The 17,089-nt window shown below is 69.4% G+C and carries 20 protein-coding genes; 4 read left to right on the top strand and 16 right to left on the bottom strand.

Annotation, left to right across the window (positions count from 1 at the left end; translation table 11 throughout):
- Positions 1 to 9: 9 nt before the first annotated feature.
- The 11 genes from rpsS to ACFPLC_RS17910 all read right to left on the bottom strand — a co-directional run bounded on the left by rpsS (position 10) and on the right by ACFPLC_RS17910 (position 8,516).
- Positions 10 to 291 carry a 30S ribosomal protein S19 gene (rpsS, locus tag ACFPLC_RS17960; RefSeq protein WP_003102083.1) on the bottom strand — a complete coding sequence of 94 codons (282 nt, stop codon included), beginning with the start codon at positions 289 to 291 and terminating at the stop codon, positions 10 to 12.
- Positions 292 to 309: 18 nt separating this feature from the next.
- Positions 310 to 1,146, bottom strand: coding sequence for a 50S ribosomal protein L2 (gene rplB, locus ACFPLC_RS17955; protein ID WP_003102084.1), 837 nt, complete (start codon positions 1,144 to 1,146; stop codon positions 310 to 312).
- A gap of 15 nt (positions 1,147 to 1,161) precedes the next feature.
- Positions 1,162 to 1,473 (bottom strand): 50S ribosomal protein L23, encoded by a 312-nt coding sequence (rplW, locus tag ACFPLC_RS17950; RefSeq protein ID WP_003102087.1) that lies wholly within the window; start codon positions 1,471 to 1,473, stop codon positions 1,162 to 1,164.
- Entirely contained in the window at positions 1,470 to 2,159 is a 690-nt protein-coding gene (rplD, locus tag ACFPLC_RS17945) for a 50S ribosomal protein L4 (RefSeq protein WP_378189239.1), read from the bottom strand. Before rplD ends, rplW begins: the two co-directional genes overlap by 4 nt.
- Positions 2,156 to 2,812 (bottom strand): 50S ribosomal protein L3, encoded by a 657-nt coding sequence (gene rplC, locus ACFPLC_RS17940; protein WP_003102093.1) that lies wholly within the window; start codon positions 2,810 to 2,812, stop codon positions 2,156 to 2,158. Before rplC ends, rplD begins: the two co-directional genes overlap by 4 nt.
- 31 nt (positions 2,813 to 2,843) lie before the next feature.
- Entirely contained in the window at positions 2,844 to 3,149 is a 306-nt protein-coding gene (gene rpsJ, locus ACFPLC_RS17935; RefSeq protein WP_003102098.1) for a 30S ribosomal protein S10, read from the bottom strand.
- 394 nt (positions 3,150 to 3,543) lie between these two features.
- Positions 3,544 to 4,737, bottom strand: coding sequence for an elongation factor Tu (gene tuf / locus ACFPLC_RS17930; RefSeq protein ID WP_091304691.1), 1,194 nt, complete (start codon positions 4,735 to 4,737; stop codon positions 3,544 to 3,546).
- 130 nt (positions 4,738 to 4,867) lie between these two features.
- A complete protein-coding gene (fusA, locus tag ACFPLC_RS17925) occupies positions 4,868 to 6,967 on the bottom strand; it encodes an elongation factor G (protein ID WP_378189240.1) in 2,100 nt (699 codons plus the stop codon).
- 63 nt (positions 6,968 to 7,030) lie between these two features.
- Positions 7,031 to 7,501 (bottom strand): 30S ribosomal protein S7, encoded by a 471-nt coding sequence (rpsG, locus tag ACFPLC_RS17920; protein ID WP_003102106.1) that lies wholly within the window; start codon positions 7,499 to 7,501, stop codon positions 7,031 to 7,033.
- Positions 7,501 to 7,875 carry a 30S ribosomal protein S12 gene (rpsL, locus tag ACFPLC_RS17915; RefSeq protein ID WP_003102113.1) on the bottom strand — a complete coding sequence of 125 codons (375 nt, stop codon included), beginning with the start codon at positions 7,873 to 7,875 and terminating at the stop codon, positions 7,501 to 7,503. Before rpsL ends, rpsG begins: the two co-directional genes overlap by 1 nt.
- Before the next feature lie 485 nt (positions 7,876 to 8,360).
- Positions 8,361 to 8,516, bottom strand: a complete 156-nt coding sequence (locus tag ACFPLC_RS17910; protein WP_191316673.1) for a hypothetical protein — start codon at positions 8,514 to 8,516, stop codon at positions 8,361 to 8,363.
- 157 nt (positions 8,517 to 8,673) lie between these two features.
- Here ACFPLC_RS17910 and ACFPLC_RS17905 point away from each other — a divergent pair, with 157 nt between their 5' ends.
- The 4 genes from ACFPLC_RS17905 to ACFPLC_RS17890 are packed head-to-tail and all read left to right on the top strand — an operon-like array spanning position 8,674 to position 11,387.
- A complete protein-coding gene (locus ACFPLC_RS17905) occupies positions 8,674 to 9,210 on the top strand; it encodes a YbaB/EbfC family nucleoid-associated protein (protein ID WP_378189241.1) in 537 nt (178 codons plus the stop codon).
- Positions 9,210 to 9,542 (top strand): hypothetical protein, encoded by a 333-nt coding sequence (locus tag ACFPLC_RS17900; RefSeq protein WP_378189242.1) that lies wholly within the window; start codon positions 9,210 to 9,212, stop codon positions 9,540 to 9,542. The genes ACFPLC_RS17905 and ACFPLC_RS17900 overlap by 1 nt, the downstream gene beginning before the upstream one ends.
- 10 nt (positions 9,543 to 9,552) lie before the next feature.
- A complete protein-coding gene (locus tag ACFPLC_RS17895) occupies positions 9,553 to 10,779 on the top strand; it encodes a hypothetical protein (RefSeq protein ID WP_378189243.1) in 1,227 nt (408 codons plus the stop codon).
- 2 nt (positions 10,780 to 10,781) lie between these two features.
- A complete protein-coding gene (locus ACFPLC_RS17890) occupies positions 10,782 to 11,387 on the top strand; it encodes a regulatory protein RecX (RefSeq protein WP_378189244.1) in 606 nt (201 codons plus the stop codon).
- On the opposite strand, the gene ACFPLC_RS17885 is transcribed toward ACFPLC_RS17890, so the two are convergent.
- Genes ACFPLC_RS17885 through ACFPLC_RS17865 form a run of 5 tightly spaced genes read right to left on the bottom strand, consistent with a single transcriptional unit; the run spans position 11,368 to position 17,063 of the window.
- Complete coding sequence (locus ACFPLC_RS17885; RefSeq protein WP_378189245.1) at positions 11,368 to 11,592, bottom strand: hypothetical protein; 225 nt, start codon at positions 11,590 to 11,592, stop codon at positions 11,368 to 11,370. The two genes, ACFPLC_RS17890 and ACFPLC_RS17885, sit on opposite strands and share 20 nt — an antisense overlap.
- Positions 11,593 to 11,652: 60 nt before the next feature.
- The gene (locus ACFPLC_RS17880; protein WP_378189246.1) at positions 11,653 to 12,993 is read right to left on the bottom strand and encodes a DUF4407 domain-containing protein; all 1,341 of its coding nucleotides are present in this window, start codon (positions 12,991 to 12,993) and stop codon (positions 11,653 to 11,655) included.
- Positions 12,983 to 14,344, bottom strand: a complete 1,362-nt coding sequence (locus ACFPLC_RS17875; RefSeq protein ID WP_378189247.1) for a hypothetical protein — start codon at positions 14,342 to 14,344, stop codon at positions 12,983 to 12,985. Before ACFPLC_RS17875 ends, ACFPLC_RS17880 begins: the two co-directional genes overlap by 11 nt.
- Entirely contained in the window at positions 14,341 to 16,359 is a 2,019-nt protein-coding gene (locus ACFPLC_RS17870) for a hypothetical protein (protein ID WP_378189248.1), read from the bottom strand. The genes ACFPLC_RS17875 and ACFPLC_RS17870 overlap by 4 nt, the downstream gene beginning before the upstream one ends.
- A complete protein-coding gene (locus tag ACFPLC_RS17865; RefSeq protein WP_378189249.1) occupies positions 16,356 to 17,063 on the bottom strand; it encodes a hypothetical protein in 708 nt (235 codons plus the stop codon). The genes ACFPLC_RS17870 and ACFPLC_RS17865 overlap by 4 nt, the downstream gene beginning before the upstream one ends.
- Positions 17,064 to 17,089: the final 26 nt, after the last annotated feature.

Below are 17,089 nucleotides of genomic sequence, written 5' to 3'. Positions count from 1 at the left end.
CGTGCCCGCTCAGCGGCGGCGCGACTTGCGGTCGTCCTTGATGTGGCCCTTGAAGGTCCGCGTCGGGGCGAACTCGCCCAGCTTGTGACCCACCATGGCCTCGGTGACGAACACCGGGACGTGCTTGCGTCCGTCGTGCACGGCGATCGTGTGACCCAGGAAGTCCGGGATGATCGTCGAGCGGCGCGACCAGGTCTTGATGACCGTCTTCTTGCCCGATTCGTTCAGCGCGTCCACCTTCTTGAGCAGGTGGTCGTCCACGAACGGGCCCTTCTTAAGGCTGCGTGGCATGTGCTTCTACCTCCCTGCTCAGCGCTTGTTCTTGCCGGTGCGACGGCGGCGGACGATGAGGGCGTCGGACGCCTTGCGGCGACGCGTGCGGCCCTCGGGCTTACCGTTCGGGTTGACCGGGTGGCGACCACCGGAGGTCTTGCCCTCACCACCACCGTGCGGGTGGTCGACCGGGTTCATGACGACACCGCGGACCGTGGGGCGCTTGCCGCGCCAGCGGTTGCGGCCGGCCTTGCCCCAGTTGATGTTGGCGTGCTCGGAGTTGCCGACCTCGCCGACCGTGGCGCGGTTGCGCACGTCCACGTTGCGGATCTCGCCCGAGGGGAGACGCAGCTGGGCGTACGGACCGTCCTTGGCGACAAGCTGCACCTTCGCGCCCGCGGACCGCGCCATCTTCGCGCCGCCGCCGGGGCGGAGCTCGATCGCGTGGATCACGGTGCCGACCGGGATGTTGCGCAGCGGCAGGTTGTTGCCCGGCTTGATGTCGGCCCGGGGGCCGTTCTCGACCGTGTCACCCTGCTTCAGCTTCTCCGGCGCGATGATGTAGCGCTTCTCGCCGTCGGCGTAGTGCAGCAGCGCGATGCGAGCGGACCGGTTGGGGTCGTACTCGATGTGCGCGACCTTGGCGGGGATGCCGTCCTTGTCATTGCGACGGAAGTCGATGACGCGGTAGGCGCGCTTGTGGCCGCCACCCTTGTGCCGGGTGGTGATCTTGCCGGACGAGTTGCGACCGCCCGAACCGCTCAGCGGACGAAGCAGCGACTTCTCCGGGGTGGAGCGGGTGATCTCGGCGAAGTCCGAGACGCTCGAACCGCGACGACCGGGGGTCGTCGGCTTGTACTTGCGGATGCCCATTGTCAGCTCAGTCCTTTACGCGGTGGGTCCGCCGAAGATCTCGATCGCCTTGCTCTCGGGCGAAAGAGTCACGATGGCGCGCTTGGTGTCCTTGCGCTTGCCGAAGCCGGCGCGAGTCCGCTTCCGCTTGCCCTGGCGGTTGGCCGTGTTGACGCTGACCACCTTGACGCCGAACACCTTCTCGACCGCGATCTTGATCTGGGTCTTGTTGGCGTCCGGGCGGACGATGAACGTGTACTTGTGGTCCTCGAGCAGCCCGTAGGACTTCTCGGAGATGACCGGCGCGAGCAGGATGTCGCGGGGGTCCGGAATGGCGACCGAACTCACTTCTCGTCACTCCCTTCCGTGACCTCGCCCGACCGCGCGGAAGCCTTGACGGCCTTGCCGCGGACGGGGCCGGCGACGAACGCGTCGTACGCGGCCTTGGTGAACACGACGTCGTCGTTGACCAGCACGTCGTAGGTGTTGAGCTGGTCGGCCCAGAGGAGGTGCACCTCGGGCAGGTTCCGCAGGGAAACCCAGCTCAGCTCGTCGTCCCGGTGCAGCACCACGAGCACGCGCTTCGCGGCCGTGACGGCGGCGAGGGCGGTCTTGGCGGCCTTGGTGGACGGCTTCTCGCCGGTCACCAGCTCGGTGACGACGTGCAGCTGGCCGGCGCGGGCCCGGTCGGAGAGAGCGCCACGCAGGGCGGCGGCCTTCATCTTCTTCGGGGTGCGCTGGGTGTAGTCGCGCGGCGTGGGGCCGTGCACGACGCCACCGCCGGCGAACTGCGGCGCGCGGGTCGAACCCTGGCGGGCACGGCCGGTGCCCTTCTGGCGGTACGGCTTCTTGCCGCCACCGCGAACCTCGCCACGGGTCTTCGTGTCGTGCGTGCCCTGGCGCGCGGCGGCCTGCTGGGCCACCACGACCTGGTGCATCAGCGCGACATTGGCCTGCACGTCGAAGATCTCCTCGGGGAGGTCCACGGTGCCGTCGGCTTTACCGGCCGGGGTCTTCAGCTCGACGCTTGTCATTCGGAGTTACCACCCTTCGCGGCGCTGCGCACGAACAGCAGGCCGCCCTTGGGACCGGGCACGGCGCCCTTGATCAGCAGCAGGCCGTCCTCGGCACGCACGGCGTGCACGGTCAGGTTCTGCGTGGTGACCCGGTCGTTGCCCATCCGGCCCGCCATGCGCAGGCCCTTGAAGACGCGGCCGGGGGTGGCGCAGCCACCGATCGAACCCGGCTTGCGGTGCACGGCCTGGGCACCGTGGCTCGCGCCCTGGCCCTTGAAACCGTGGCGCTTCATGACACCCGCGTAGCCCTTGCCCTTGCTGGTCCCGGTCACGTCGACCTCGACGCCGGCGGCGAACACCTCGGCGGTGATCTCCTGGCCGACCTCGTAGGTCTCGGCGTCGGTGGTGCGCAGCTCGGCGAGGAACCGGCGCGGGGTCACGCCCGCCTTGTCGAAGTGGCCGGTGCGCGGCTTGTTCACCTTGCGCGGGTCGACCGCGCCGAACGCCAGCTGCACGGCCGCGTAGCCGTCCTTGTCCTGGGTCCGAACCTGGGTGACCACGTTCGGACCGGCCTTCACGACGGTGACCGGGACAACCCGGTTCTGCTCGTCGAAGACCTGGGTCATGCCGAGCTTGGTGCCCAGGATGCCCTTCATCTGCCTGTCAGACATGAGTCTCTTATCTCCGCCGCTCGCCCAACGCTTACTGGATGTTGACGTCGACGCTCGCCGGCAGGTCGATGCGCATGAGCGCGTCGACCGTCTTCGGCGTCGGGTCGAGGATGTCGATCAGACGCTTGTGCGTGCGCATCTCGAAGTGCTCGCGCGAGTCCTTGTACTTGTGCGGCGAGCGGATGACGCAGTAAACGTTCTTCTCGGTGGGCAGCGGCACCGGCCCGACAACCCGGGCGCCGGTGCGCGTGACCGTCTCCACGATCTTGCGCGCCGAGGTGTCGATCGCCTCGTGGTCGTAGGCCTTGAGCCGGATGCGGATCTTCTGTCCCGCCATGGTGGCTGCTCGTTCCTTGTCGTCTCGTGCCGCTATCTCACAAAACCCCGCCGGGTGTTCCCACCCTGGCCGGGTTTCCGCAGTTCAACGGCCCTGTCCCCGGTCCACGCGGTCGGGCGTGTCGCGCCCGACGCACAGACGGATCCCGCGGGATCGTCGTCTTGCCTGGTCTTCCTCAACGTGAGGAGGCGATGAGCCGGCTGGACCGTCTCACTGCCCTTGCCCGCTCGCCTCACCCGAAGGAAAGAGCTCCGCGGACCGTGGCCACTCGCACCGAGGCGGCCGGACCCCCGAAGGGATCGGCCGCCCCAGGACGAGCAACCAAAATAGTGTCGCACACGTGAGTTGACGCCCTGCACCCGGGGGTGTATTACCCGGGCGCAGGGCGCCTACGTCACTTGATGATCTTGGTGACCTGGCCCGCGCCGACGGTCCGGCCACCCTCGCGGATGGCGAAGCGCAGACCCTCGTCCATCGCGACCGGCTGGATCAGCTGGACCGAGATGTCGGTGTTGTCGCCCGGCATGACCATCTCGGTGCCCTCGGGGAGGGTCACGACGCCGGTCACGTCGGTGGTGCGGAAGTAGAACTGCGGGCGGTAGTTGTTGAAGAACGGGGTGTGACGGCCACCCTCGTCCTTCGACAGGATGTAGACCCGGCCCTCGAAGTCGGTGTGCGGGGTGGTGGTGCCCGGCTTCACGACGACCTGGCCGCGCTCGACGTCCTCGCGCTTGATACCGCGGACCAGCAGGCCGACGTTGTCGCCCGCCTGGCCCGAGTCGAGCAGCTTGCGGAACATCTCGACACCGGTGACGGTGGTCTTGGTCGACTTCTCGCGGATACCCACGATCTCGACCTCTTCGTTGACGTTGATCTGGCCGCGCTCGACGCGACCGGTCACCACGGTGCCACGACCGGTGATGGTGAAGACGTCCTCGATCGGCATCAGGAACGGCTTGTCAAGCTCACGCACCGGGTCCGGCACGTTGTCGTCGACGGCGGTCATCAGCTCGAGAACGGCCTCGGACCACTTCTCGTCGCCCTCGAGGGCCTTCAGGCCGGAAACGCGCACGACCGGCGCGTCGTCGCCCGGGAACTCCTGCGAGGACAGCAGCTCGCGGACCTCCAGCTCGACGAGCTCGAGGATCTCCTCGTCGTCGACCATGTCGGCCTTGTTCAGCGCGACCACGATGTAGGGCACGCCGACCTGGCGGGCGAGCAGCACGTGCTCACGGGTCTGCGGCATCGGGCCGTCGGTGGCGGCCACGACCAGGATCGCGCCGTCCATCTGGGCGGCACCGGTGATCATGTTCTTGATGTAGTCCGCGTGACCGGGGGCGTCGACGTGCGCGTAGTGACGCTTCTCGGTCTGGTACTCGACGTGCGAGATGTTGATCGTGATGCCGCGCTGCTTCTCTTCCGGCGCGTTGTCGATCTGGTCGAACGCCCGCGACTCGTTCAGCTCCGGGTACTTGTCGTGCAGCACCTTGGTGATGGCCGCGGTCAGAGTCGTCTTGCCGTGGTCAACGTGACCGATGGTGCCGATGTTGACGTGCGGCTTGGTCCGCTCGAATTTCGCCTTCGCCACTGGAATGTCCTCCTGGACTGATTTCGCTTTGTGCTCGTGGGGCGGCGTGGCTGCCGCCCCACGATTGTTCCTTCGTCGGTGCTGCGGACGTTCAGGAGAGTCCCTTAATGCCCGCGAGCGCTGGGGGGTATTACTCCCCCGTCGCCTTCGCGATGATTTCCTTCGCGACGTTCGCGGGAACCTCGGCGTAGGAGTCGAACACCATGGAGTAGTTCGCCCGGCCCTGGGTGCGGGACCGCAGGTCGCCGACGTAGCCGAACATCTCCGACAGCGGGACCAGCGCCTTCACGACACGGGTACCGGACCGCTCCTCCATGGCCTGGATCTGACCACGGCGGGAGTTGAGGTCACCGATGACGTCGCCCATGTAGTCCTCGGGCGTGGTCACCTCGACCGCCATCATCGGCTCCAGGATCACCGGGCCGGCCTTCTTCGCGGCTTCCTTCATCGCCATGGAACCGGCGATCTTGAACGCCATCTCCGAAGAGTCGACCTCGTGGTACGCACCATCCAACAGGGTGAACTTCAACCCGACGAGCGGGTAGCCGGCCAGGACGCCGTACTGCATCGCGTCCTGCGCGCCCGCGTCCACCGACGGGATGTACTCCCGCGGCACGCGACCACCGGTCACCTTGTTGTCGAACTCGTAGAGCGCGCCGTCGGTGCGCTCGAGCGGCTCCAGCTTCACGATGACCTTCGCGAACTGGCCGGAACCACCGGTCTGCTTCTTGTGGACGTAGTCGAGCTTGTCGACCGTCTTCTTGATCGTCTCACGGTAGGCGACCTGCGGCTTGCCGATGTTCGCCTCGACCTTGTAGTCGGACTTCATCCGGTTCACCAGCACCTCGAGGTGCAGCTCGCCCATGCCCGCGATGATCGTCTGGCCGGTGTCCTCGTCCAGCTTGACCTGGAACGTCGGGTCCTCTTCGGCCAGCTTCTGGATCGCCAGGGACAGCTTCTCCTGGTCGGCCTTCGTCTTCGGTTCGATCGCGACCCGGATGACCGGCTCGGGGAACGTCATCGACTCCAGCACGATCGGGTTCTGCGGGTCCGCCAGGGTGTCACCCGTGGTGGTGTCCTTCAGCCCGATGACCGCGTAGATGTGGCCGACCTGGGCGTCGTCGACCGGGTTCTCCTTGTTGGAGTGCATCTGGAAGATCTTCCCGATGCGCTCCTTGCGCTCCTTGGTCGCGTTGATGACCTGCGCGCCGGAAGCGACCTTGCCCGAGTACACCCGGATGTAGGTCAGCTTGCCGAAGAACGGGTGCGCCGCGATCTTGAACGCGAGAGCCGCGAACGGCTCGTCGACCGACGCCTTGCGGGTCGCCGGGGTCTCGCCGTCGGGCAGCAGGCCCTCGACGGCCGGGACGTCCAGCGGCGACGGCAGGTAGTCGATGACCGCGTCGAGCATGGGCTGCACGCCCTTGTTCTTGAACGCGGAACCGGCCAGGACCGGGAACGCCGAGCGGGTGATGACGATCTTGCGGATGCCCGCCTTGATCTCCGCCTCGGTCAGCTCCTCGCCCTCGAGGAACTTCTCCATCAGGGCGTCGTCGGTCTCGGCGACGGTCTCGACCAGCTTCTCGCGGTACTCCGCGGCCCGGTCGGCCAGGTCGGCCGGGATCTCCTCGACGGTGTAGTCCTCGCCCTTCTGCACCTCGCCGCGCCAGACCAGGGCCTTCATCCGGACCAGGTCGACGACGCCTTCGAAGTCGTTCTCGGCGCCGATGGGCAGCTGGATCGCCAGCGGCTTGACGCCGAGGCGCTCCTCGATGGTGCGCAGGGTGTAGTAGTAGTCCGCACCCAGCTTGTCCATCTTGTTGACGAAGCAGATGCGCGGGACGTCGTACTTGTCCGCCTGCCGCCAGACCTGCTCGGACTGCGGCTCGACACCTTCCTTGCCGTCGAAGACGGCGACCGCGCCGTCGAGCACCCGCAGGTTGCGCTCCACCTCGACGGTGAAGTCGACGTGCCCGGGGGTGTCGATCAGGTTGATCTGGTGGTCGTCCCAGAAGGTGGTGGTGGCAGCCGAGGTGATGGTGATACCCCGCTTCTGCTCCTCCTCCATCCAGTCCATGGTGGCGGCGCCGTCGTGGACTTCACCGATCTTGTAGTTGACCCCGGTGTAGAACAGGATCCGCTCGGTGGTGGTCGTCTTGCCGGCGTCGATGTGGGCCATGATGCCGATGTTGCGGACCTTGTTCAGGTCGGTCAGCACTTCACGTGCCACGAGAGTGTTCCCCTGTTCTCAAGCTTGGGGCCCGGCATGGCTTGGTCGACAGCCGGGCGGTGATCACCAGCGGTAGTGCGCGAAGGCCCGGTTGGACTCGGCCATCTTGTGCGTGTCTTCGCGACGCTTCACCGAGGCACCGAGGCCGTTGGAAGCGTCCAGCAGTTCGTTCTGCAGGCGCTCGATCATCGTCTTCTCGCGGCGGGCCTGCGAGAAGGAGACCAGCCAGCGCAGCGCCAGCGTCGTCGAGCGGCCCGGCTTGACCTCGATCGGCACCTGGTAGGTGGCACCACCGACGCGGCGGCTCTTCACCTCGATGGTGGGCTTCACGTTGTCGAGGGCGCGCTTCAGCGTGACGACCGGGTCGGTGCCGGTCTTCTCGCGAGCGCCTTCGAGCGCGCCGTACACGATGCGCTCGGCCAGGGACCGCTTCCCGTCCTTCAGCACCTTGTTCACCAGCTGGGTGACCAGCGGGGAGGCGTAGACGGGGTCGGAGATCAGCGGCCGCTTGGGGGCCGGACCCTTGCGGGGCATTAGCTCTTCTCCTTCTTCGCGCCGTACCGGCTGCGCGCCTGCTTGCGGTTCTTGACACCCTGCGTGTCGAGCGAACCGCGGATGATCTTGTAACGGACACCCGGAAGGTCCTTCACACGACCACCACGCACGAGCACCATCGAGTGCTCCTGCAGGTTGTGGCCCTCACCGGGGATGTAGGCGGTGACCTCGATGCCGCTGGTCAGCTTCACACGCGCGACCTTGCGCAGCGCCGAGTTCGGCTTCTTGGGGGTCGTGGTGTACACGCGGGTGCACACGCCACGCCGCTGCGGGCTCCCCTTGAGGGCCGCGGTCTTCTGCTTGGCAGCCTTGTCCTGGCGGCCCTTGCGGACCAGCTGCTGGATCGTGGGCAATGGACCAGCTTCCTGTCGTGATCTGCTTCTTCGTGTCTTCACCGGCCCCCGCGGTCGGGCGTGTCGGCCCGCGTCACGGTCTCGCGACCGGTAACTTCCCGGAGGGATTTCCGTCGGAACCCCGACCTGCCGAAGCCGGTGACCGGGTGCCTGAGCACCCCGCCCATGCGCACGGCACGCGGAGCGGCCCGACGCATGCCGGGCACGGTCTCCAAAGATACCCGCCCGGGTCCGGGAGGAACGCAGCGGGGGGTGTGTAGGTCGGCGAACCTCCAGCCTACCTCTCAACGCCCCGGGGCTGCGGGACATTCCCACGCCTCGGGTGGCGGGGCGCCGGCTGTCCGGGTCCTCGCAGTCCAACGCGACGCGCCCGCGGGGTGTTCCCCGGCGGCGCGGTCTCGGCCACCGGTCCCCCGATACGTCTTGAATGACTCATTCCTGGCGTCGGACGCCAGGAATGAGTCATTCAAGACCCGGGGTCGGGCTCAGTCCTCGTCCGGCTTGGCGTGGTCGGGCTTGCCCGGGTTCGGGTCGCGCGACAGGTCGATCAGCGGGTGCACGCCGGCGCCCTCCGGGGCCGCGTGGCTGCCCGTCGACTTCGGTTCCTCAGCCGGGCCCGGAGCCCCTTCGGTGCTGGTCATCACACACTCCTCGCGCGTCGTCCCCTGCTTTCCCTCTCGGCCGAAACCTACCCATTACCCGGTCGGGTGATGCAGTGGGATCGGATCGGCCGTTCCGTGCGTCACAGTGCGGCCGGAGGGTCACGATGGGTGCACCACGAAACGGAAGGGCGGGCGCATGTCGGGCGAGTTCGAGCACCTGGTGGCCGAGTTCGAGCGGTTCCAGGCGGGCATCCGCAACGCCGACGACCGGTTCGCCGGGCTGGGCACCATGCGCCAGCAGCTGACCGAGCTGCGGGCGAGCGCGGTGTCGCCGGACGGCGGCGTCACCGTCGTCACCGGGCCCGGCGGCGCCGTCCTGGACGTCGAGTTCACCGAAGGCGCGCTCGCGAAGGGTCCGCGGGCCCTGTCGGCCGCGCTGCTGGCGACGCTGCGGGAGGCCGTCGGCGAAGCGGCGCGGCGGCAGGCGGTGATCGTCGAGGAGAACATGGGCGACGACCTCGGCCTGGTCGACCAGGTCCTGGAGACTCAGGCCGTGGCGTTCGGAACCACCGTCGAGGAACTGCGGTCGAAGCTTCCCGTGGAGGCCGAAGCACCGCAGGACTTCTCGGAGCAACGCGTGCTCCGCCCGGCCGACCCACCGCCGGCGCCGCCCCCGGCGGGCCCGAGTGCCGGCGACCGCTTCCTGCGGAACCTGTTCGACGAGGAGGACTGATGCCCGACGGCTACCGGGTCCGGGTGGACGCGCTGCACGAGTACGTCGGCGCCCTGGACAAGTACCGCGACCAGGGCGCGAAGATCACCGAGAAGGTCGCGCAGGCCGACGTCGGCGACAAGTCGTGGGGCGTGGTCGGCCTCTTCACCAAGAGCGGCTACGACGACACTCTCCGCGAGCTGCACTCGCTGCTGGCGTCCATCGCGGACGGCCTGGCTTCGGCGCAGGCCAAGCTCACCGACGCGGCGAACGTCTACCAGGGCGTCGAGGACGACCACAAGATCTTCTTCGGCCAGGTCGAGACCCTGCTCGACGGCCCGGGAAAGCACTGAGGGGGACGCCGTGGCCGAGGTCGAAGACGTCGCGAGCGGGATCACCGTCAAGCCGGACGACCCGAAGACCGTGCTCGGAATCAACGTCGACAACGCGATCAAGGCGACCCCGTTCGCCGGCGGCGCGATCACCGTCGGCAAGGACGCCGTTTCGGTGACGAAGGCCGTCTTCGCGCCGCAGCCCGACGGCGCGGACATCACCCTCGCCCTCGGCACGATCGCGACGGACACCGCGAGCTTCATCCAGTCGAGTTCGAGCACGATCACCGACATCGCGACCGACCCACTCGGCTGGCTGGTCGGGCAGGGACTGAACTTCCTGGTCAACGCCGTCCAGCCGATCCAGGACGCGATCCACTTCGTCAGCGGCGACGGCCCGGCGCTCGGGGTCGCGGCGGAGAACTTCGGGGCGATCGCGACCGGGCTGGACCAGCTGGCCAAGAACTTCGCCGAGGTCGCGGACGAGTCACTGAAGGACTGGGAGGGCGACGCGAGCAACGCGGCGAAGACGGCGCTGGGCGAGTTCGCGCACGGCATCGAGGGCGTCGCCGGGAAGTCCGGCGACCTGGCCCGGATGCTGCAGCTCAACAGCATGCTGATGAGCTTCGCCGAAGACCTGATCAAGGCCATCCTCACCGAGTTCGTGACCTGGCTGATCCTGCTGTGGGTGCCCGCGCTGGCCGCCGCGGTGCCGACCTGCGGGGCGTCGCTGTCCGCCGCCGCGCCGGTGACCGAGGTCAAGGCGGCGCAGACGACCGCGAAGACCGCCGGGAAGGTGAACAAGCTGCGCGAGCTCCTGCAGAAGGTGCTCGACTGGCTCCGGAAGCTGCAGCAGAAGTTCGCGTCGACGACGCTGGGCAAGTCGCTCACGAAGATCGCGCAGGAGAACGAGGGCAAGGACCTCCTCCAGCAGGCCGTCGGCGAGAAGGGCCTGATCGGCAAGCGCTGGGCGAAAGCGTTCGAAAACCCGGTGCTCGACGCCGCCGGCAAGGTCGACTACCGGAAGACGATGCTGAAGGCGGGCGCCACCGAAGCGCTGAAGAAGGGTGGCGAAGCGGCGGTCAAGGGCGTGCTCGGCTACAACCCGGCCAACCCCGGCGACAACCCGGCCAAGACGGTGAACGACCACCTCGGCAAGCTCACCAGCCACGTCAAGAACGCGAAGAAGGCGAGCGGCTACGACGGCACCGGCCGCGACCAGTCCGTCGAGGAAACCCGCGAGGACCTGGACTTCTGACGATGCAGACGCTCTTCACGGTCGGTGTGCTCGTGGTCGTGGCCGCGGTGGCCGCCGCGATCTGGTGGCGGTCCCAGCGGAAGGCCGCCGCGAGCCGCGAAAACCACTGGTTCAAGGCGTTCGCGGCGGAACGCGGTGGCACGTCCGGCAGCGGAGTGCCCTCCTTCGGCGTGGTTCACCCGACCGGGCGACCGCTGACCGGGGCGCCGGACGACCCGTGGGTCGAGTTCCGCCTCGGCGACCGGCCGGTGCTCGGGATCGACACGCGGGAGTCCTACCGGCACTTCGACGACCACGTGTACTTCCGCGACCTGCACGTCACCCAGGTGCGCGTGCCGCCGGGCCCGGAGCTGCGGATCGTCCCGGGCCGGCCGGTGTCCATGCCGACGCTGCCGCCGGACTCGGCGCTCGACGCCGAGGTGGCCCGCTGGCTGGCGGCGAACCCGCGGTTCGGGCAGCGGGAGGTGGTCGTCGAGAACGGCTCCGCGCGGACCTGGGGCCCGGGCTGCGCGACGCGCCAGAACCTCACCGCCGAGGCGCAGTACCTCGCCGACCTGGCCGATCACCTGCCGCCGTCGCTGTGGCGCGTCAGCGGCGGCGCGTCGTGAGGTGGGTCAAGCCCGCCGACAGCGCGAAGAGCAGCCCGAGACCGACGACGTACGGCCCGGCCAGCAGGGCGAACCCCGCGCCGATGTTGGCGTCGGGCTGATCGGACGTCGCACGGAAGCCGATCGCCCCCACCGACAGCAGGATCGCCCCCGCGGCGATCAACACGACGGCGATCACCGTGAGGCGCTTCGTGACGGGCGTCATGCCTTCATGGTGCCCGGGACCGCGCGGATCCGCCGGATCAACGGGGCCCCGGGCACCGGGTCACTGCTGGTTGCGCAGCTTCGCCGCCAGCCGGTCGATCTCGGCGTCGAGGTCGGACTCCCGGCGCGCCCGGGCGGAGCGGTCGGCCTCTTCGATGCTGTCGATCCGCGTCCGGAGGTGGTACTCCGTCCGCTGCAGGAAGACGTCGTTGTCCGCGGTGTCCTGCCGCTCCCGCAGCGTGACGTGCTTGTCGTGCAGCCGGCGGGCGACCTCGATCTGGCGGGACACGAGCACGTCGTAGGCGGTCGAACCGCTCATCAGCTTCGTCAGCACCGGCATGCAGTCGATCGCGATGAGCAGCAGCCGCACGAGCCACTGGGCCGCGAACACGAGCACGCTGCGGTCGGACAGCCGGCCGAGCGCTTCGTCCTCGTCGAGGATGCCGATCGCGCCCTGGTGCTCGCGCATCGACGTCACCTTCGCGGTGATGGCCTCGCTGACCTGCTGGCCGGCGGTCTGCCGGGCGCTGCCCAGCTTCGCGGTCAGCGCATCGATGTTCGCGTTGGCCGCGGTCAGGTCGGCCTGCCGCTTCTCGAGCTGGTTGTCGGTGCGGAAGCGGTCCGCCACCTGGCGGTTCCGGTCGCATTCGGGACCGTCGCCCGCCACCCCGGTGAGCCCCTCGCCCCGCGCGCCGCTGCACTCCGCGCGCGCCAGCTTTTCCAGCTGGTCCCACTGCGCGTGAAGAGCGTCGTACTCCGCCTTCGCCGCGTCCCGGTTCTTGCCCGCCTTGTCCAGCTCCTGCTGCGCCGCGTCCGGCGAGTCCTTGATGGTGAGCTGGAAGTTCGCGCACTCGGGGGTCTTGAGCGCCGGCGCGCCGTCGGGGTTGCAGGTGCGGTACTGACTCTCGTAGGCCGACAGCTCGTGCTGCCTGCCGTCGAGGACCTCCTTGTGGATGGCGGGCTGGAAGATCCACAGCAGCAGCGGTTCGGCGATCACCGCCCCCATCAGCAGCGAGATCACCAGCCGGGGCACGAACACCCGGGTCTTGCCCGCCCCGAGCATGCCGTGCGTGCTGGAGATCAGCCAGCCGTCGAAGCTGATGATGACGTAGGCCCACAGCGCGCCGGCCGGCAGCAGGAAGATCCACGGCACGGTCGACAGATCGCTGAGCGCCACCAGCAGCGACACCCCGGCGAGCAGGCCGGTGTTGAAGATGATGGCGCCGAGCCGGGTGTAGCGCGGCCGCTCTTCCGGCACCCAGTCGAGGATCTCCTCGCGGATCCCGGCCAGCGCCCGCAGCCGCCTGCCGAGCCCGCGGTGCGGGTCCACCGGCCGGTAGGTCCCCAGCGGGACGTCCGGGGGCAGGGCGCCCCGCGTGGGCGCCTCGGTGTCAACTGACATCCTCTTCCCTCACCCCGGTGTCGTCGGTCTCGCCGTCGTCGAGAGCGCCCTGCCGCGCGGCCGGGGAGCCCGGCTCGAGCTGCTCGCGCGAGGGGGCCCCGGTCAGCTTGGTGATCAGCATGTTCGGGTCGAGGTTCGTCATGTCGAGGTAGCCGTGCTTGCCGAGCTCCCGGATCACCTCCAGGGTGATCTCTTCCTTGCGCCGGGTCTCCGCGCGCGCCAGGCCGTGGTCCTCCCGTCTCCACTTGCGCTCCTCGCGGGACTGCTCCCGCTCCCAGCGGCGTTGCTCGTTGCGGCGTTCGATCTCGTAGAGCCGTTCCTCGTGTTCGCGGTCGAACCGAGCCTGCCGGTCGGTGCGCTCGATCTCGGCGCGGTGGCGGTTCTCGGTCAGCAGCCGCTCGGCGAAGTCCGTCGGGTCCAGCGAGCCGGCCACGTAGGCGTTGGCCAGCACGCCGTCCGGGTTCTCGCGGAGGATCTCGCCCAGCGCCGTCACCTCGGTGCGGTCGTGCCCGCGCTGCTCGCGGTCGAACGCCCTCCGATCGGCCAGCCGTTCGAGCTCGTACCGCTGCTGCTCGATCCCGACGACCCCGGAGTGGTGGACGCGGTCCCATTCCAGCCGCTGCTCGTGCGCCTGCCGGTCACTGCTCAGCAGGCGGTCGTGCCCGCTGCGGTCCCGCTCGAGGTACTGGTCCTGGTGCTGGCGCTCCTTGGTCAGCGAGTGGTCCAGGCGCTGCTGCGTCGTGTCGAGCTCGTGCTGGTACTCGAGGCTGCGGCGGTTGCCCATGAGCCGGCGCACTTCGTCCGGCGTCAGCACTTCGACGCTGCGCAGCTCCACGGCGATGCCGGAGATCACCGGCGGCTTGAGCGTGGTGAAGGCCTTGACCTGGGCGTTGACGTCCCGGCGGACTTCGTTGATCTCGTCGAGCCGGTACTTCAGGCCGAGCTCGAAGATCCGGTGGTGGCTCTTGAGGTAGGCCCGCAGCAGGGTCTGGGCGTCGCCGCGGCCTTCGCGCACGACGCTGACGGGGTGGGTCACCGTGCACACGAACGTGACGCGCATGGTGAAGTCTTCGGCTTCGGCGCACGGGATGGCCAGCTCGACGATCACCTCGGCGTCGCGGGTCAGGTCCACCAGGCTGACGTGCGTGGCGTTGACGACCTGTTCCTCGTCGAGGCGCCGCTGGGCGCTGTCGAGGACGTACTCGCCGTCGACGCGGTAGACGAAGACCTGGTGCGCGTTCGGCCGCGGCAGTTCGCCGTGCTCGCGGTATTCCTTGCGCCAGAAGAACTTTCCCTTCACCCGCGCGGGATCCAGGGAGCGTTGCTCGACGATCGGGTAGGACTCGGTCATGGCAGTGCGGCAGCCTCTCGGTGCAGGTGGGCGATCGCGGCGAGCAGGTGCTCGACCAGCGGGGAACTGTCTTTGCGGGTGCGGGCTTCGAACGCGGCGAAGTCCGCGCGGAGGAGGTCGGCTTCACCGGGCGGCAGGGCCGCCGAGATGGCCAGCCCCAGCGAAGTCGCGACGGCGGCGGGGTCGTCGGCGAGGTGCTTGAGGTCGTCGAGGGCGGAGCGCAGGACGGTCAGCGCCCGCTTGCGGGTCGGCCGGTTGCGCAGGACCGCGGCCCACAGCCGGCCCTGGACGGCGGCGGTCCGGTCCCCCGCGCCGCAGAGGTACGCGGTCGCGGCGTGGCGGCCGGAGATCCGGTCGTGCGCCGAAAGAACGGCGAGGATCGCCCGGATCGCGGCGCGGGCGTACGCCGGGGTGGCACCCGGCTTCGCCAGCTTCTTCAGCCTGCCGTCGAGCAGGGTCAGCACGAGGGCGGCGTCTTCGCTGCGCCGGGTGAGGGTGACGAACAGGCCGGCGAGGGCGACGTGGGCGTCTCCGGTCACCGTGTGGCTCTGCAGGACCAGCTGCCACAGGCGGTTCGCCGCCTCGTGCGGGTAGCGGGCGCCGAGCTCACCGCTCAGCGCCATCGCTCCGGTCCACCGTTCGGCGGGTGTGCCGCGGGCGGCCCACCGTGCGGCGAGCCGCAGCGCTTCCGGAGCGAGCGCTTCGTCGTAGCTGAGCAGCCAGAGGACGTGCGTCGCGGTGGCCTGCCCGGCCCAGCCCTTCTGCCCCTCGGCCCACGGCGCCAGGATGTCGTCGACCTCGTCGAACGCGTAGTTCGCGAGTTCGGCGAGCCCGGCCGCGACCCGCAGGCTCTCCTGGGGCATCACTTCGTCGAGCCACGCGGAGACGCCGTCCCAGAACGGGGCTTCTTCGCGGGCCCACAGCTCGGCCAGCGCGAACCGGCGGTACCGCGGCTCCCGGAACCGGGGGCAGTGCCGGGCGATCCCGTCCGAGCCGACGCGCTCGACCTTGATGAGGCTGTCCTCGGCGTACAGCTGCATCCGGTGCTGCCGGATCAGCTCGGGCTTCGGCCGTTCGAGCGGATCCGGCTCCCCCGCCAGCACCGTCTCGGCGAGCTTCAGCTCGAGTTTGCCCAGCGCGGCCTCGAAGGTGCGCTGCCGGGCGCCGTCGAGGAACGCCAGTGCGGTGACGGCCAGGTAGTCCCGCTCGTCCCGCTGTTCGTCGAACCAGGCCCGGACCCGCTCGTGCAGGGACGCGTCCAGTTTGGGCAGCGCTTCGCCGACGCTCGTCCCGCCGGTGAGATCGGCCGCGACGGCGACGAGGTCGGTCAGCCGCCCGCCGTCGGGCCAAGCCCGCAGCACCTGCTCGGCGACCGCGTCCGCGTCGTCGCGGCCGGTGAGCCTGGCGCGCAGCACTTTCCCGAGGTCGGGCGGTTCCCAGCACACCTGGGCCACGGCGTCGACTTCCCCGGGCTCGGCCGTGGTGGTGACGACGAGGTAGGCGCCCTGGTCGCGGACGCGGTCGCGGATCGTCCGCCATGTGAAGTCGACGTCGGCGGCTTTCCGCTCCGCGATGCGGTCGGCGACGATGTAGCCGCTGCCGGCCGTGTACTCGCGCTCGGCCAGCGTCTTCAGCCCGATCATCGGGGACAGCAGGTACAGCGGACCGTGCGTGACCTCGCGCAGCAGCGCCGCCGCCCCGGCCCGCTTGCCGGTGCCCTGGCCGCCGTGCAGGCCGACGACGTGGTCCTTGCGCAGCGCGGCGAGGGCCTGGTCGTAGCGCGGGGGCGAAACGTAGTGGCTCAGCTCCGCGCGGACGTCGGCGTCGTCGAGCTTGCCGGTGGCCGCCTTGATCCGCGCCGGCCGCTGCGGGCCGGTGCCGAACCGGGCGCCGTCGGCGTAGATCGGGGCGTTGAACTGGTTCACCACGCAGGCGAGCCGTTCGGTGTCGTCGTCGCCCGGGGCCGCCTCGGGCACCTCGGCCGGCTTCTCCGCCGGTTCTTCCTCGTCGCTCATGAGCCGTGCTTGATCCCGAAGACGGCGTTCGGGGCGTCGATGCGGCCGTTCACCACGGTCATCGACTCGGCGCGGTAGTGCGGCGCGGTCGCGGCGGTCACCCGGGTGCCCGGCGGGTCCACGGGGCCCTCGGGCGGATCGGCCGCCAGGTCGGCGCCGTGCACGTCGTGCCCGGGGACGCGGAGCCAGGCCACATCGGTGAATTCCTTGTGCCGCACCACGACTTCCCGGAACTCGGCCGGTTTCAGCGAGGTGTGCCGCTGGGCGACGACGTCGGTGTAGATCTGCCGCGACACGAGCACGGCCAGGCCGGCGTCCGGGAACGCGCGGAGGGCCCCGCGCAGCGGTGTGCTGTCGACGAGACGGCTCACGCTCACGACGCCCTGCCCGGTCCAGCCGTTCGCGCCGGGCATCGCGACCCCGTGGTGGATCGCGATCCGCAGGCGCATCCGCGCTTCGGCCACGAGGTCGTGGTTGTGGTCGGCGAGCGCCGCGGCCAGCTCGCGGACATAGTCGTCCGCGACGGCCGGTTCGGGGGTGCCCGCCGGGAGGATCGCCAGTTCGCCGTCGCCGGCGCCCTGCCGGTGCCAGGTCGTCCGGTCCAGGCCGCACCGGGCGGCGGCGGTGTCCGCCACGGCCAGCAGGCCGGATTGGATCGAAGCGTGCCGGCGGTCGTCCTGGCCGCCGTAGCCTTGTACGTCCATGGAAACGAGCAGATGACGGGAAAAAT

The sequence above is a fragment of the Amycolatopsis plumensis genome (genome assembly GCF_042652605.1).
Lineage (GTDB): Bacteria > Actinomycetota > Actinomycetes > Mycobacteriales > Pseudonocardiaceae > Amycolatopsis > Amycolatopsis plumensis.
Note: the sequence above shows the minus strand (reverse complement) of the source record. Positions and strands in the feature narration are given on the sequence as shown.

Excerpts from the sequence above, each read along its gene's own strand:
- rpsS (WP_003102083.1), bottom strand. The coding sequence starts at position 291 with ATGCCACGCAGCCTTAAGAAGGGCCCGTTCGTGGACGACCACCTGCTC.
- rplB (WP_003102084.1), bottom strand. The coding sequence starts at position 1,146 with ATGGGCATCCGCAAGTACAAGCCGACGACCCCCGGTCGTCGCGGTTCG.
- rplD (WP_378189239.1), bottom strand. The coding sequence starts at position 2,159 with ATGACAAGCGTCGAGCTGAAGACCCCGGCCGGTAAAGCCGACGGCACC.
- ACFPLC_RS17910 (WP_191316673.1), bottom strand. The coding sequence starts at position 8,516 with ATGACCAGCACCGAAGGGGCTCCGGGCCCGGCTGAGGAACCGAAGTCG.
- rpsJ (WP_003102098.1), bottom strand. The coding sequence starts at position 3,149 with ATGGCGGGACAGAAGATCCGCATCCGGCTCAAGGCCTACGACCACGAG.
- ACFPLC_RS17865 (WP_378189249.1), bottom strand. The coding sequence starts at position 17,063 with ATGGACGTACAAGGCTACGGCGGCCAGGACGACCGCCGGCACGCTTCG.
- ACFPLC_RS17880 (WP_378189246.1), bottom strand. The coding sequence starts at position 12,993 with ATGTCAGTTGACACCGAGGCGCCCACGCGGGGCGCCCTGCCCCCGGAC.
- rpsG (WP_003102106.1), bottom strand. The coding sequence starts at position 7,501 with ATGCCCCGCAAGGGTCCGGCCCCCAAGCGGCCGCTGATCTCCGACCCC.
- ACFPLC_RS17875 (WP_378189247.1), bottom strand. The coding sequence starts at position 14,344 with ATGACCGAGTCCTACCCGATCGTCGAGCAACGCTCCCTGGATCCCGCG.
- ACFPLC_RS17870 (WP_378189248.1), bottom strand. The coding sequence starts at position 16,359 with ATGAGCGACGAGGAAGAACCGGCGGAGAAGCCGGCCGAGGTGCCCGAG.
- ACFPLC_RS17905 (WP_378189241.1), top strand. The coding sequence starts at position 8,674 with ATGTCGGGCGAGTTCGAGCACCTGGTGGCCGAGTTCGAGCGGTTCCAG.
- rplC (WP_003102093.1), bottom strand. The coding sequence starts at position 2,812 with ATGTCTGACAGGCAGATGAAGGGCATCCTGGGCACCAAGCTCGGCATG.
- ACFPLC_RS17890 (WP_378189244.1), top strand. The coding sequence starts at position 10,782 with ATGCAGACGCTCTTCACGGTCGGTGTGCTCGTGGTCGTGGCCGCGGTG.
- ACFPLC_RS17885 (WP_378189245.1), bottom strand. The coding sequence starts at position 11,592 with ATGACGCCCGTCACGAAGCGCCTCACGGTGATCGCCGTCGTGTTGATC.
- ACFPLC_RS17900 (WP_378189242.1), top strand. The coding sequence starts at position 9,210 with ATGCCCGACGGCTACCGGGTCCGGGTGGACGCGCTGCACGAGTACGTC.